The following is a 15,131-nucleotide window of genomic DNA, read 5'->3' on the forward strand; positions in this document are numbered from 1 at the left end:
TGAACCGAAAAAAGATGCCACCTGTCGGTGGCATCAGTGGAGGAGCATGAGGGGAGCCGCAGGCGCGGCTCCCGGTCTCGGATCAGAAGCGCCCGCGCAGGCCGACCAGCACGGTTCTTCCGGGATTATATTCGTTGAAGGTCGCGTTCGGAAATTGGAAGTAGCTGCTCTGCGCCTGCTTGGTGATGTTGATCACGTTGACGACCAGGGTCGGCAGATAATCGTTGTCGAATATCTTGCCGAGATCGACGTTGCCCGAGAAATCGAGCTGCGAATAATCGCGGCCGAAGATGGCGGCGGCAGGGATTCCGTTCTGGTTGAGGCCGGACCCCTGCGATCCTTCGTTATAGGTATAGGTCAGCCGGGCCGAGATGCCGCTGCCTTCGTAATAGCCGGTCAGCGTATAGGTCGTCGGCGCGACTCCGATCGCCACTGCCGGCGCGCCCTCGCCCTCGCCCTTCTGATCGATCAGGGTGAGGTTGCCCTGCACGCCGAAGCCTTCGACGCCGATGTAGCGGGTGAGGAAGTCGAGCGGCTGGGTGATCTGGAACTCGAGCCCGTTCACCTTCAGCTTGCCGTCGGCATTGACCTGCTGCTGCAGGACGACGTCGACCGCGCTGAGCGGCTGCCCGCCGACGGCGCGGGAGGCGAGCGCGTCGCGCTGTGCCTGGGTCAGCGAGTCGACGGTGATGCCATATTGCTCGAGGAACGAGAACGGCACCGTGCGCAGGCCGTTGACGGTGAAGCCGGTGATCGACTTGCGGAATGCCGCAACCGCGATCACGCCCTCGCCGCCGGTATAATATTCGAAGCCGAGATCGATATTGTCCGAGATGTAGGGATCGAGATCGCTGTTGCCGACCGTGCCGACGTCGGCCGATGGCGCGACGAAGCTCGCGCCCGGCAGCAGGGCGTTGGGATCGGGGCGGGTCATCGTCCTCGACACCGATGCGCGCGCGACCGCCTTGCCGGCGAAATCGAAGGCGAGGCTCGCCGACGGCAGGAAGTTGGAATAGAGCGTCCGCGTCGTCGAGAAGTTGATCACGTTCGGGTAGCGCCCGCCGTCGGCGATGGTGGCGTTGCGCGGGTCCGGAACGCTGATCCGGCCACCGACGATCTGCTCGGTGCGGACGTAGCGGACTCCGCCGTTCAGCCGCAGCGTGTTCTCGCCGACGTCGATGACGCCGTTCGCTTCGACGAAGGTACCGGTCACTTTCTCGCGGATCAGGCCGCCATTGGCGCCGCTGCTGCCGGTGCCGGTCTCGGCGGCATCGGCGAGCAGCTGCCGGTAATTGGTGTCCTGGCGGAACTTGTCCCAGTCCACGGTGATGAAGCCGTTGCTGTTGGGCAGCAGATAGCCGGGCACCGCCGCGGTCGGGATCAGCGAGCCCGCATAGGTGATTGGCGCGCCCCCGGCGGTGAAGTTGGTGCCGTAGCCCGGGAAGGTCGGGAAGCCCGCCGGGGTGGCGCTGCCGGGCTGGTTGAGGCCGGTGCACGGCGTCGTGCCGGTATTGGGCGCCGGCAGGGTAACGCTCGGCCCGTTGCCGCAGATCGCATTCTGCCACGGATTGGTGTTGTCGAACGGCGTGATCCGCCGCTTGGTATCGTCATAGGCGCCGCCGACCCGGACGCTGAAGCGCCGCTCGTCGCCGAACAGCAGGCTGCCGCGCACGCCCTTGGTTTCCGTCGCCCGCTCCTCCCCGTTGAGATTGACGCGGCCGCCGCCGGCCCAGCCGAAATTGCGCGGATCGTTGAGATCGATGTTGGTGCTGATGTCGGGGATGCCGCCGTCATTGGCATAGGTGACGGTGGTGCCGCTGCTTGGCGGGCTGATCACCAGAACGGTCGGGCTCTCGCGCCGGAAATCGCTCTTGGTGTAATTGGCCTGGATGTCGCCCTTGATCCATTCGTTGACCGTGAATTCCGCGCCCGGATTGACGCCCCAATATTCCTGGTCGTCGCTATAGGGCCGATATTCCAGGAAGAATTGCGCATTGGCGTAGGTGCCGCTGGTGACGACGCAGCCTGCCGAACAATCCTCGCGGTCGTAGGTGGTGTTGAGCGGGATCGCGGCGCCGTTGCGGCCGACCCAGTTCATCGCCGTCCGCGTGAAGTCGGTGGTGCGCTTCGCATACATGCCGTCGACGTAGAAGCGGAGCGAATCGCTCGGCCGCCACTCGAGCGAGACGAGGCCGTTATAGCGGTCGCGTGATCCGATTTCGGTCCGCGGCCGTCCCAAGCGCGGGATCAGGCCGTTGTCGATCTGATCGATCGTCGCGCCCGGGTTGTTCGCGAGCAGGAAGGCTTGGTCGATCACGGCACCGGGGGTGAGGCCGTTGCCGGCATTGGCCGGCACCACTCCGGGAATCGCGAAATTGCCGCCGCCGGTCGGATTGCGGGTGCCGGCGCGCTGGGTGGCGCTGAGATTGGGATTGGTCCAGCCGATCGTTTCGAAACCGTCGACCCGGAACTGGTTCTTGACGATGGCGCCGCCGACCAGGATGCCGAAGTCGCCGAAGGTGGCGCTGGCAACGACATGGCCGCGATAGCCCCATTTGTCGGCCCCGCTCACCTTCGACCCCTGCAGGCCGTAGCTGATATACGGCTTGGGATTGTCGAAGGGCCGCGCCGAGCGGAGGTTGACGGTGCCCGCAGCACCGCCCTCGACCTGGCTCGCGACCGGAGTCTTGCTCACCGTCAGCTGGGTGAACAATTCGGTCGGCAGCAGATCGAGATCGACTTCCCGGTTGGTGCCCTGGGCATCGAAGCGGACGGAGGCGACCGCAACCGGCGCGCCGTTCAGCAGCACGCGGGTGAAGTTGGTGCCGAGGCCGCGGATGGCGACGTTGGCGCCCTCGCCGGTCACTTCCCGGCTGATCGTGACGCCAGGGATGCGGTTCACCGATTCGGCGATGTTGGTGTCGGGGAACTTGCCGATATCCTCGGCGAAGATGGTGTCGGTAAAGCCGATCGAGTTGCGCTTGGCGTTGGTCTGGCTCTGCAGCGAGGCGCGGAAGCCGGTGACCACGATCTCGCCATTGCCGGTCGCCGAGGGATCGGCGCCTTCCTGGTCGACGGAATCGATCTGGGTCGGTGCGGTCTGCCCGGCACCGTCCTGCGCCTGGACATCGGCCGGCTCGGCGATCGTGTCGCCGGGCGCGGCCGCCGGCGCGTCGGCCGATTGAGCCGCAGCGAGGGACGACACCGCGATCGTCGAGGTTGCGACAGCCCTGAGCAGGGCGCGACGTACCAGTTCGATGCGAGACATTCGAAATCCTCCCCTCGCCCGGCCCATGCTTTTTGCAGGTGCCGGCCTGTGAATGTTACCGGTACCATCTATACTGGCGGCGTTTTCGGGGTGTCAACAAAGACCTCGGACTCCAGAGGATTTTGCGATGATGCGAGAGGATCGCGGCGCCACTGTCGAGCGTACCTGAGCCGGACTTCCACGTCGGCATGGCGCACAAATGTTATCGGTAACTCACGTTACCGAATTGCCGGCGCCAGAGGGCTGCGCGGGCCACCATAGCATGCGCACGGCTGCGAGGGCAGCAGGATCCGCTACGGAGATGCCGAACTTTCGATTATCACTCGGCAAATGCGCGTGCATCGTTCGGCGGGAAGATCGGAAATGATCCGCGTCGCGAATGTCGCCGATCCCGCCTGTACAGCTCGGTCCCGGCGCGACGCGTGCGCGTCCGTGCTAGCGCCCCACAAGCTGTGCGGCGTCGGAGCTTCTCGCTTGTGCCGTCTGTGTCATCCGCGACAGGGCCTCGGCGATGAACGCACGTTCCGCCTCGGCGCTCGCGAAGAAGCGGCGCGGAAGCACCATCGCGCTGCTCTGCACCAGGAACACCCAATATTTGCGGGTCCGGTAGAAGTCGGTGACGCACGCCCAGCGGGCCGTCATCCTGACGTCCCCAAGATCGTAATCCAGGCCCTCGGGCGTCAGGCGAAGCGTCAGCGGCTGCTCGTAGGCCTGTCCGCGCCGGGCGAGCGCCCGCCGCATCGACGGGCCCATCACCATCTGGGTGATGACGATGCCGACAGCCAGGCCGATGAACGCGAATTCGACAATGATCAGCGCCCGTCAGACACGATCCGGACGCCCATTTCCCAACCGGCATGCCGACCGCGAACATGCAGGCGAGCGCGATGCTCTTGATCTGGCGCGGCGACACGCCCCGCCGCCCCTTCACATAGGCCATCGCGGCATTGCTCTCCCCCGCCGCCAGAACGCCCGTCGCTTCCATTCGCCTCCCCTTGGTCCCGCGCAGCGCGAACCTTAGCCACGCACCCCGGGCTGCGTCGATGGGCTGGATTTGCAGGCGCCGCTCATGCACCATGTCTTTCGAACATCGTGCACGGGAGCAGGGATGATGCTGTCGTCGAAAGCGTCGATCTTGGCCGGCCTTCTTGTTGCCTCCGCCGCAACGGGGCAGCAGGGGTTGATGACGCCCCGACAGTTTCAGGAGATCCCGTCGCGCGCCGCGGATGCGGTCTCCCGCTATGGATCGGACCCGAACCAGTATGGCGAGTTGCGGCTGCCGGCCGGTTCGGGGCCGCATCCGGTGGTGGTGCTGGTCCACGGAGGCTGCTTCAAGGCCGCCTATGCGACGCTGCGCGATCTCGCACCCATCGGGGATGCCCTGAAGCGCGAAGGCATCGCCACCTGGAACATCGAGTATCGGCGCCTCGGCCAGCCCGGCGGCGGATGGCCAGGAACCTATCAGGATGTCGGCGCCGCCATCGATCATCTGCGCGGCCTCGCCCGGCGCGACCGGCTCGATCTGCGCCGGATCGTGTTCGTGGGCCATTCGGCGGGCGGCCACCTCGCCCTCTGGGCGGCGGCGCGAGCCCGGGTGCCTTCGACGAGCGCCATCGCCGGCCGTCGCCCCCTGCGTCCGCTCGGTGCCATCGATCTCGCCGGCCCGTTCGACATGCGGGAGAACATCGCCAATTATCATGGCGAATGCCGCGATCCCGTGATCACGCAGATGATGGGCGGCGAGCCCGATCGTGTGCCCGACCATTATCGTGCCGCATCGCCGGGCGCGCTGCTGCCGTTGCAGGTGCCGCATGTGCTGATCTGGGGGGAGCATGAAAGCTTCATGCCGCGCCCGCTCGCCGAGCGATATGTCGAGCGCGCCCGCGCCGCAGGTGACGACGCCGTCCTGCGCATCGTCTCCGGCGCCGGCCATTTCGAGATCGCGAGCCCGCTGACGCCGGCCTGGCCGGTGCTGCTCGCCGAGATCAAGCGGCTCCTCGAGGCGCCGGCGTCGGACGGAAGATCCTCTTCGTCTCGACGTTAGGGCCGCCCTCGCGTGACATCGTCGAATCCCTGAACGGCGCATCCAACCCTTGCTCACGCGGCAATACTTGCGGGTGCGCCCAGGAGTACGATCCGCCCCAGCGGTCTGCTGTGACGCACATTCGCCCTGTCCTCGTCCCCCAAAGCTTTGCACAAGAGCGCCCAACGACCTGAACTCCGGATTGGAAGGAAAGTCTGCACCATGACGATCCTGGCATGAGCACGGACGGCATCGTCATCTTCGAGGATCGCCTGATCCTCGACGCGCGTCCGCCGATCACGCAGGCGGAGCGGGACGCGGTGGAGGCACGCTGTGCCGGGCCGATCCCGGACGGCCTGCTTGCCCTCTGGCAGGCGAGCTTCGGCGGCCGCATCGATTATGCGCTGAGCGTCGAGTTCGGCGACCATGTCCACGAATTCTCGTTCACCGAGCTCTTCTATCCCGGCAGCGACGGCTACCGGGACCTCCCCGGCTGGATCGAGCACGAGGCCGAACATGCGGAGGCGGCGGCGGACGAAGCGGGCGACACCTGGCGCGGGACACTCGCCTTCCTGCCGTTCGGAGGCTTCGAATATCTCGACCGGCTCTATGTCTGCGTCGAACCGGGCCCCGATTACGGCGCCGTCTTCGCTTATGCACAGGGTCTGCCTCCGGCCTGGCCGCTCCAGCTTCACCACGCCGCGCTGGCGCGCATCGCCGACGACGTGCCCGCCCTCTTCCGCAGGCTGGACCTGCCCACGGACCCGGCCCTGGGCTCGGACGCCCACGGTCCCGGCAACGAATTGATGGAAGGGATCGACGAGGTCCGCGCGCGTGATCCGGCCCGCGCCGCGTCGCTCGAGGCGCTGGTCCGCGCGGCGGTGACCGACTGGCGCGCCGCGCTTGCCGACGGCAGCATCGCGGCGCGCCCGCGCCCCCGCCGGCTCGCGCTGGAGGCCGCGAGCAGCCGCGGCGACATCGCCCTGCTGGCGGCGCTGCGCGGTGCCGGATGCGACCTCGACGAGCCGTTCCGCGGCGGCGGCGCCGCGCTCGACCATGCGCTGGCGGCGGGACGGCTCGAAGCGGCCGCGTGGCTGATCGAGCAAGGCTGCGACCCGCGCAACGCGATCGCCAACGGTGCCGCCCAGGCGCCGCCGGACCTCGTCCGCACCCTGCTCGCCCGCGGCGCCGCCCCGACCGCGATCGCGGCGCAGACGGCGGCCCGGTCCGGCAGGATGGAGAGCGCGCAGCTGATCGCCGACGCCCTCGCCCGCGTCGATCCGTCCGCGGTCGAAAAGCTCATCGCCGATCTCGCTCATGCGGCCGGCGGCGCCGACGCCAGCGCCAAGCGAATCGACGCCGGCACCCTGGGCTCGAGCCGGAGCGCGGAGGAGTACCGCCACGAAGCCGCCCGCCTGCGCGCGCTGCGCAATCACTGCCGGAGCCTGGTCGGGTCGGGCTCTTAGCCGCGAGTGGCGTCGATCGAACGGGCCGCAGCGCACCGTATAAGTCCTCATATGCTATTTCACAGGCGAATAGCACCTTTGGCTTAGCCGTGCCGGAGGTTGAGACCGGCGCATGCGCGTCGGTCATCGAAGAAGGTCGGGATGTGAACGCGGCAGGGAATGGCGGAAGTAAAGGTGCGAAGCTCCTTGGCGCCTTGGCCAACGCGCCGCTGGAGTGGGGCTTCGCGCTGCTTCTCGGGACGACCTTGATCGCGTTGATCGCCGGCGACACGCTCCTCGACCGAAGCTTTACGATCAACCGCATGAACGCGGGAGATTACATCCTCAACGGCTATGGCGACCAGGCGGAGAAGGGTAGCTCCACCGTTTCGACAGACAATGATCGGCCCCTTCACTGGCGCTGCGCATTGAAGGATGGCTTCCAATATCCGTATTGCGGTTATCAATTGCTGTTCGGCGGCTGGGGCGGCGTGAGAGGCATGAACTTCGCGAAGGTCGAGTCGATCTCGATCGACATGTCGTACAGCGGCCCGGGCGAGACGATCCGCTTCAACCTGCTGGATTTCGATCCTCGCTACAGCCACAAGGATCGGCCGGATACGTTCAAGCCGAACAAGGTGGAGGTGTTCGTCCGCACCGGAGACCGTCGCGTGATCGAGGTGCGCCCCGAAGACTTCTCTGTCGCAGAATGGTGGCTGACGCGCTTCTCGATGCCGCCCGCATTGAGCCGGCCTCAGTTCGAGAATATCGTCAGCCTCGACATTCAGACGGGTTCCTGGTCTGCCAAGGGTGAGCACGCGTTCGATGTGCACAGCATCACCTTCAACCGGAAATTGTTGAGCAGAGCCGAACTCTATCTGGTCATCCTTGCCGCCTGGGTGATCTTCGCGATCGCGTTCCTCGCGATGCGTCTGGTCAGGCTCGCCGGCGATCTGAAGAGGCGCAAGCGGACGGAGCAAGCGGCGCTCGCAGCGGCCCGCGCGGCGCAGGAAAGCGCGCTTACCGACGCGCTGACCTCGGTACTCAACCGCCGGGGTCTTGTTCGAGGCTATGAGGGCCTTACCGCCGGCGTCGCTCCGAGTAGCGCCATCTCGGTGATCCTGATCGACATCGATTTCTTCAAGCGCCTTAACGACTCGTTCGGCCACAATGCCGGTGACGCCGTGCTGGTCGCATTCTCCTCTATCCTCTCTGCGCAGGCAAGCGAGGCCGACTTGGTGGGCCGTTGGGGCGGCGAGGAGTTCCTCATCGTCCATGTCGGCGGGCGTGACGACGCCATGGCCCTTGCGGAGCGGGTCCGTGGTGCGCTCCACGCTTATGATTTCGGAGCCTGCGGCACTGTCACGGCGAGCTTCGGCATCCACACCGCCCCGGTCGAAGGGGCGGACCTCGATCAGATGGTCGGACACGCTGACGAAGCGCTCTACACGGCCAAAAGCAGGGGACGGAATCGCGCCGACTTCTACACGGGCGTGCCCCAGCTCGTCGCCTGAGTTCCGGCCTGTAGGCAGCTACCGCTTGCTGCTCCATCTTGATGACGATGCACGTTCACCCTCTGGGCCGCGGCTGGCAGGAACGGCCCGACAGGCGCGCCATCCGGTGACGGCAGCCTTCGACCACGGAAAGCCGGTCGACCGTAACGTTGCGAACGTCCGCGCGCGAAGAAGCCCGGTCGTTCCTCCGCAATTCGCCTCGTGCCCGGTTCTTGGCGAAAGCTGATGTTGACGCCTAGCTATCCTGCCCGTCGGGTTCGGACCACTTCGGGACACGCAACCGTACCGCTGACCTTCCCGGGATCGGACGCTGGGGCAGTCCCGGCGGGCGCGGGGAGGGTTCGCGAAACGATTGAACTAGGTATACTGGCAGCGCAACCCAGGTTAACGTGGCAGGTGCAAACGCCCGAAGTCGCCATCAAGCAGGGGCCGTGGGAAGTCGACGGAGAGCGCTGGCGCCGCACGGACGGAGATGGCGGGGCATCACTCCACGCCGATTCGATGGTAGATCCGGTGCAGCGTAACGGGAGGACCGGCGGTGCAGAGCATAGGGGTCTTGGCGGAACTAGCGATCGCCCTCACGGCGACGGGCCTGGTTAGCCGCCTTCTCTTCCTGATGTTGGCCAATTGGCACGGCGGCTTCGCCAAGCCGTTCACCATTCATCTCTGGAGCTTCTGCCTGTGCGGGATGCTGTTCGTCATCTGGTGCACCGTGGGAGACACGATCAACTGGTTCGCGGCGCACAAGGTCTTCCTTCCGGAATGTGCGTGGTTCATTTCCGACTGCCTCCGCGCGTCCGGACAGGGCCACATCGAGGACGATGCGCTCGAGCCGGACCGCGGCGATCACGGCTGACGATCGAGCCGGGGCATGCGCACCAGCCTCCGCCGATGCGGCCCGTCGGCACACGACCAATACAAGCCGTTCGGCGGCGCCGTGACCTTATGAGTCCGGAGAAATGATACTCAATTCGTTGACGCCGAAGTTTGAGTACGCCCCTAGGATGATACGGTAATATAAGGGACAGCTCTGATTGGAGAGAGCTGATGGCCAAGGTTGCACGATAACGTTTTGGGCGTGCGTTCAAGCTTGAGGTGGTTCGGCAGATGGCGGCCGGCAGGACCGGTACGGCCGACATCAAGAGGGATCCTACCATGCGCAGCTTCGACGCGATCATCATCGGCGCCGGCCAGGCGGGGCCCGCGCTCGCCGGCCGGCTGAACGACGTCGGCCTGTCCGTCGCCATCATCGAGCGCCATCATGTCGGTGGCACCTGCGTCAATACCGGCTGCAGGCCGACGAAGACGCTGGTGGCAAGCGCCTATGCTGTTCATACCGCCAGGCGGGGCACGGAATACGGGTTCAACGTCGATGGGCCGATCGCCGTCGACATGAAGGCCGTCGCGGCCCGTGCGGACAAGATCATTCGCGACGGCCGCGCCGGAAATGAGAATTGGTTGACCGGTATGGCCAACGTCGAGATCATCCGCGGCCATGCGCGCTTCGAGGCGCCGAACATCGTCGCGGTCGCGGGCGAGCGGCTGACCGCGCCGCGCATCTTCATCAATGTCGGTGCTCGTGCCGTCGTGCCGGACATGCCGGGCATCGACGAGGTTCCGATCCTGACCAACACCGACATCGTCGCACTCGACAGCCTTCCCCGGCATCTGGTCGTGATCGGCGGCAGCTACATCGGGCTGGAGTTCGCCCAGATGTATCGCCGCTTCGGCGCGGCGGTGACCGTCGTCGAGCGGATGGACCGGCTGATCGCACGCGAGGACCGCGACGTGTCGGATGCCATCAGGCAAATTCTGGAGGCGGAGGGCATCACTGTCAGGACGGGTGCGGACTGCATCGGCTTCGCCCGTCGCGGCGAGGATATCGAGGTGCGCGTGGAGTGTGCCGCTGACGCGCGGCCGGTACTTGCCAGCCATGTGCTCATGGCGGTGGGGCGAAGGCCGAACACGGATGACCTTGGCCTGGAGGCGGCCGGCATCGCGGTCGACGGGCGCGGTTATATCGCGGTCGACGATCGCCTGCAGACCAGCGTGCCCGGCATATGGGCGCTCGGCGACTGCAACGGACGCGGCGCGTTCACGCATACCGCCTATAACGATTTCGAGATCGTGGCCGCCAATCTGCTCGATAGGGAGGAGCGGCGGGTCAGCCGGCGCTTGCCGGGCTATGCGCTCTACATCGATCCGCCGCTCGGCCGGGTCGGCATGACGGACGCGCAGGCGATCGCCACCGGGCGGCCGCTGCTCCATGCAAAGCGGGCGATGACCCGGGTCGGTCGCGCGGTCGAAAAGGGCGAGACCCTCGGCTTCATGAAGGTCGTCGCCGATGCGGGAACGCGCCGCATCCTCGGCGCGGCGATCCTCGGCACCGGCGGCGACGAGGCGATCCACGGCGTGCTCGACATGATGAACGCCGACCAGCCGATCGAGCAGCTTCGCTGGGCGGTGCCGATCCATCCCACCGTGTCGGAGCTGATCCCGACCTTGCTGCTCGATCTTCAGCCCTGGAGCGGAGAGGCATGATGCACGCCATGTCCCGAGAATTCTGACTGGTTTCGCGAACCAGGTGGACGATCGCGACGCCTGCCATCGGATCACCGCGCTACAGCGCGGACCGATCCGTTCAGATTCATCAGCCGAGGCGCTGGCGGCCCCTGCCCGCTGCGCCCCCTGACGTCGGTGCCCGCGTGGGCGAGGTCGGGGTCCTCGAACGGATCCGACACGTGCCCCAACCTTCGGTGCGCCGTTCAACTTGTTCGGTTTTCAATGGCTGAGGAGTGCGCAGCGGCTTAGCCTGCCTTCATGATCGCTGCAGGCTACCTTCTCAAACATGTCGTGCCCCCGCCGGAGTGGCTCGTCTCGAGCCCGACCCATATCAAGGAGGTCTGCAGCCTCGCGCATTGCGTCAGCGGCACCGTCGCCCACCCGGCGGACAGCTGGCAGCATAACGGCTTCGGACTCGCCAACAGTCCCGATCTGCTTCGGGATCTGGCCGCGCAGAACGACGTCGATCTCACCGGCGCCGAGCTGTTCTTCTACGCAGCGTACGAATTGGAGCTCGAGTCCGACGGCTGGACCTTCGATCCTTCCGAGTGGCAGCCCCGAACACCCGACGAGACTTCGTCTGTTGGGGACGACGTGCTCGTCCCGGAGCCGTCTAAGCTGGTGCTGGTCGGCTACGATGTCCTTGCGGTCGAATATGGCGATCCTCACTCGCCACTGTCGTGCAATTCCATGGCCGCCAAGATCCCGGTCAACGCGAGCTGCCTCTTTGACACATTCGAAGACGCGAAAGCCGCAATCGACGAGGGCCGCTTCGGCGGCGGCTGCGAACCCGGCGCGTACACGGTCTTCGCCGTGCACCGGGTGATCGATCCTCCGCGGCTGTGAAGCCTGCCCTGCAATCCAAGGCAACGATCGCCGGCGCCCAAGGGCGAGATGCAGGGGCGGCCCACGGCCAGCCCGTCGCCCGATGCCGGCCAGCAAACTCCACACAGCTCTTCGCCGAACTTTCTCAGCGTGCTTGAGCGAGCGCGAGGGCGTCCGGCCCCGCCGGGAAGCGAAGCCGACCCGCCATGTCGTGGACCGCATTCCAGATCTCTTCGGCCACCTCACTTTCCTTCGTCGTCATCGCCGGATTTGCAAAGGCTTCCAGGATCGGTCGTGCGAAGTCGGCATAGTCGCCCGGCAGCAGATCCTCGACGGGGACGATGGCATTCGCCCCGAACCGGGTCGTCGGCGCATAGCCCGGCTCCACGACCTTAACCCTGACGCCATAGTAAGCGAGTTCATGGGCGAGCGAGCCGGAGAAGCCTTCGATCGCCTGCTTGGTACCGGTGTGGAGGGCGGCCAGCGGAAAGTCGCCGAGGGTGACGCTCGACGTGACGTTGACGATCGTGCCCGAACGTCGCTGGCGCATTTGCGGGATGACGGCCTGGCACATCGCCATCACGCCGATCGTGTTGGTCTCGACGAGCTGTCGGATCATCGATTTGGGCATCGCCTCGAACGCGCCGACCCCGCCCAGTCCGGCATTGTTGACGAGCACGTCGACAGGTCCGGCTGCAGCGATCAGGGCGGCGATGCTCTCGTCTGACGTTACGTCCAGAGGAAGCATCCGCAGCCGCTCGGCGTCACCGAACACGGTCGGATCGGGCCTGCGCATCGTCGCGACGACAGTCCACCCGCGCGCGAGGAACAGTTCCGCCGTCGCTTTGCCGTAACCGGACGAGGTTCCGGTGATGAGGATGGTCTTGGTCATTGTCGTGTCTCCGTGGCTTCGATGCATGGAGATAGACAGGACATCCGTGGACGATCTATATTCACCGATCGCTGAAACATTATGGATCGTCCTGGTCGTTGGATCCTCTGAGCCAAGTCGTCACCCTGCTGAGACCGGCAGCTGCAGTCTCGAAGCCGATCGAAGGGCGGGGGCAATGGGGCGTTCGCTACGAGGCTTACGACGCGCCGGGATACACGATCGTCCTTGGCGGCGTCGCATGGGTTTCGTTCGAGGGAAAAGCGCCGCTGCGGATTGCAGAGGGCGACTTCCTGCTCCTGCCGACGACGCCCGCCTTCTCGCTCTCCAGCGCACCCGGCAACGCCTGCAGGCGTGTAGAGCCCGGAGGCGAGGCGGTACGCCACGGCGATCAAGGCGGCGAACCCGATTTCGTCGCCCTCGGCGGCAGCTTCTCCTACGAGCGCGCCAACTCGGCACTCCTGCTCGGGCTGTTGCCGGAGTTGATCCATATTCCTTCGTCGGAAGGCCGCGGAACGCGGCTCGGCCGCCTGATTGCGTCTCTGTCGGAGGAGTGCGCCTCCGACTATCCCGGCAAGCAGTTAATCATGCAGCGGCTGCTCGAGGTGCTGCTCGTCGAAGCGTTGCGCTGGAGCGGCTTCCACGACCATGCGCCGCCCGGGCTGCTCGGCGGAATGCACGACCCTGCCCTTGCTCGCGTGCTGAGCGCGATGCATTCGGACGTGGGCGCCAAGTGGACGATCGCCGGACTTGCCGCGATCGCCGGCATGTCGCGATCGGCCTTCTCCGCGCGCTTCACCGAGAAAGTGGGATGCGGGCCTTACGCCTATCTGGCCGCTTGGCGAATGGCGCTCGCAAAGGATGCGCTCGCCAAGGGGACGAAAACGCTCGAGCGCATCGCCTACGAGGTGGGATTCGAGTCGGCGAGCGCGTTCAGCACCGCCTTCCGCAAACGCTTCGGCTGCTCGCCAGGGAGCTTCGCTCGCGAGCCTCGCACCTGACCGTGCTCGGCGCCACGGCGAATGCACTTTCAAAGTGGCATTGCGGTGACGAATTGCCGTGACAGCGCGTCAATTGCAGCACCACAGGGACAGCCAGCTTCCGGGGGAAGATCGCCGCGGCAATGGAGATCTCGTTCCTGCGTTGCGCGGGCCAGCGGCTGCGCGTGGCCGCACGGACATGGCATCGATGAGCACGATTCGAGGCAGTGGGCGCAATTCGGGACTCGCGTCCACTGCTCTCAGCCTTTCTTGCCGTATCGCTCAAGCCGCAAGCCGGGCTCCGCGTTTCGGCGCGATGCTCAAGGCCTTCGTTGCCGCGCCGCTGCAGCCGAAAACCGGGCGCCACTTTTCGGCGCGAAGCTCCGGGCAGAGATGCCGCCTCTGTTCGGCCGTGGCCCCTCGTCCCTCGCGTTCCGCGACGCCCAAAGCAGCAGCCGGACAAACAGCGTCCAGCAGCCCGGATCGACACTGCGACGCGACACAGGCAGGGCACACGCGCGGCCGCTCCGACGATCGGCTCCGCTGCCACGGGCGCTAGGAGGGACACGGGTGTTTCGGGCGCGGAAAGGTCTCTGACGGGAAGGGACTTACCGTCTACTCGTGGGAGCGATGCGCACCAGCTCGCGTCATCGTGCGATCAGCGGGCGCCGAGCTGCCGTGCGGCTGTCACGAACGCGCGCAGCGCGGCCGTCGGGTTGCGACGGCTCGGATAATAGATCGCGATGCTCAGCCCCGGGGGTGTCCAGTCCTCCAGGACTCGCACCATCCTTCCGGCGGCGATGTCGGCGGTGACGTCCGGCTCGATCAGGAAACCGAGGCCGGTGCCTTCAAGCACGGCGGTGCGGACCAGGCCGGGCTCATCGAGCGTCAGCGGACCATCGACATCGATTTCGATATGGTCACCGTCCTTTTCGAACCGCCACTTGTAGATCGTTCCCCTGGGAAGCCGCGCGCGGATGCAGCGATGCGCCATGAGATCGGCGGGAGAGCGAGGCTTCGGATGCGTTTCGAAATAGCCGGGCGAGGCCACCACCGCGAAGGGCATCGGCGCTCCGACGGGCACCGCGATCATGTCGGTCGGCACCAGTCCCTCGACACGCACCCCGAGATCGAAACCGTCCTTCACGATATCGACCATGGTGCCTTCCGTTATCAGGTCGATGTGGATCTGTGGGTAGCGCTCGAGAAAGGGCAGGATCAGCGTCGGCAGGATGAACCGCGCAGCCGTGGCGAACGCGTTGATGCGGAGCGTGCCGGACGGCGTGGACTGCTGACCACGGGCAACGTCGAGCGCGGCCTGGATATCCTGGAGCGCCGGCGCCGTCGCGTTCAGCAGATTTCGCCCCGCTTCGGTCAGCGAAACGCTTCGCGTGGTACGGTTGAACAGGCGAACGCCGAGATCGGCTTCCAGCTTGGCGATCGCATTGCTGAGCGCGGTGGTCGAGACCCGCAATTCGTCGGCCGCGGCCCTGAAGCTGCCCCGCTGTGCAATTGCTGCCACGGCTTCGAGATCACCCAGTCTGGTCCCGCGCAACCTGTGCTCCTTCGAACGGCCAACGCCTACCGCAAGCAGCCCTCATGCCGCATCGGCGTCCGATCGCCCC

11 protein-coding genes are annotated in these 15,131 nt (G+C 66.0%); 7 read left to right on the plus strand and 4 right to left on the minus strand.

Translation table 11 applies throughout. The annotated features are described in order from the left end of the window. Positions 1-82: 82 nt before the first annotated feature. On the minus strand, positions 83-3,268 hold the full coding sequence (locus ETR14_RS02910) for a TonB-dependent receptor (RefSeq protein WP_243455735.1): 3,186 nt from the start codon (positions 3,266-3,268) through the stop codon (positions 83-85). A 435-nt stretch (positions 3,269-3,703) separates the two neighbouring features. Further along, positions 3,704-4,027, minus strand: coding sequence for a YcxB family protein (locus ETR14_RS28715; protein ID WP_206185949.1), 324 nt, complete (start codon positions 4,025-4,027; stop codon positions 3,704-3,706). 424 nt (positions 4,028-4,451) lie between these two features. Here ETR14_RS28715 and ETR14_RS02920 point away from each other — a divergent pair, with 424 nt between their 5' ends. The 6 genes from ETR14_RS02920 to ETR14_RS02945 all read left to right on the plus strand — a co-directional run bounded on the left by ETR14_RS02920 (position 4,452) and on the right by ETR14_RS02945 (position 11,658). Next, positions 4,452-5,312 carry a S9 family peptidase gene (locus tag ETR14_RS02920; RefSeq protein ID WP_206185950.1) on the plus strand — a complete coding sequence of 287 codons (861 nt, stop codon included), beginning with the start codon at positions 4,452-4,454 and terminating at the stop codon, positions 5,310-5,312. Between the two features lie 215 nt (positions 5,313-5,527). Continuing rightward, positions 5,528-6,757 (plus strand): ankyrin repeat domain-containing protein, encoded by a 1,230-nt coding sequence (locus ETR14_RS02925; RefSeq protein ID WP_129383283.1) that lies wholly within the window; start codon positions 5,528-5,530, stop codon positions 6,755-6,757. Positions 6,758-6,951: 194 nt separating this feature from the next. Then, complete coding sequence (locus tag ETR14_RS02930) at positions 6,952-8,250, plus strand: GGDEF domain-containing protein (RefSeq protein ID WP_129383284.1); 1,299 nt, start codon at positions 6,952-6,954, stop codon at positions 8,248-8,250. Positions 8,251-8,866: 616 nt separating this feature from the next. Then, positions 8,867-9,106 (plus strand): hypothetical protein, encoded by a 240-nt coding sequence (locus ETR14_RS02935; protein WP_129383285.1) that lies wholly within the window; start codon positions 8,867-8,869, stop codon positions 9,104-9,106. Between the two features lie 299 nt (positions 9,107-9,405). Next, on the plus strand, positions 9,406-10,791 hold the full coding sequence (locus ETR14_RS02940; RefSeq protein ID WP_129383286.1) for an FAD-containing oxidoreductase: 1,386 nt from the start codon (positions 9,406-9,408) through the stop codon (positions 10,789-10,791). A gap of 279 nt (positions 10,792-11,070) precedes the next feature. Beyond that, on the plus strand, positions 11,071-11,658 hold the full coding sequence (locus ETR14_RS02945; RefSeq protein ID WP_129383287.1) for a hypothetical protein: 588 nt from the start codon (positions 11,071-11,073) through the stop codon (positions 11,656-11,658). A 124-nt stretch (positions 11,659-11,782) separates the two neighbouring features. Here ETR14_RS02945 and ETR14_RS02950 read toward each other — a convergent pair whose 3' ends face one another. Further along, positions 11,783-12,529, minus strand: a complete 747-nt coding sequence (locus tag ETR14_RS02950; RefSeq protein WP_129383288.1) for an SDR family oxidoreductase — start codon at positions 12,527-12,529, stop codon at positions 11,783-11,785. 98 nt (positions 12,530-12,627) lie between these two features. On the opposite strand from ETR14_RS02950, the gene ETR14_RS02955 reads away from it, so the two are divergent. Further along, entirely contained in the window at positions 12,628-13,527 is a 900-nt protein-coding gene (locus ETR14_RS02955) for an AraC family transcriptional regulator (RefSeq protein ID WP_129383289.1), read from the plus strand. A 637-nt stretch (positions 13,528-14,164) separates the two neighbouring features. On the opposite strand, the gene ETR14_RS02960 is transcribed toward ETR14_RS02955, so the two are convergent. Next, on the minus strand, positions 14,165-15,061 hold the full coding sequence (locus tag ETR14_RS02960) for a LysR family transcriptional regulator (protein WP_206185951.1): 897 nt from the start codon (positions 15,059-15,061) through the stop codon (positions 14,165-14,167). Positions 15,062-15,131: the final 70 nt, after the last annotated feature.

The sequence above is a fragment of the Sphingosinicella sp. BN140058 genome, from assembly GCF_004135585.1.
Lineage (GTDB): Bacteria > Pseudomonadota > Alphaproteobacteria > Sphingomonadales > Sphingomonadaceae > Allosphingosinicella.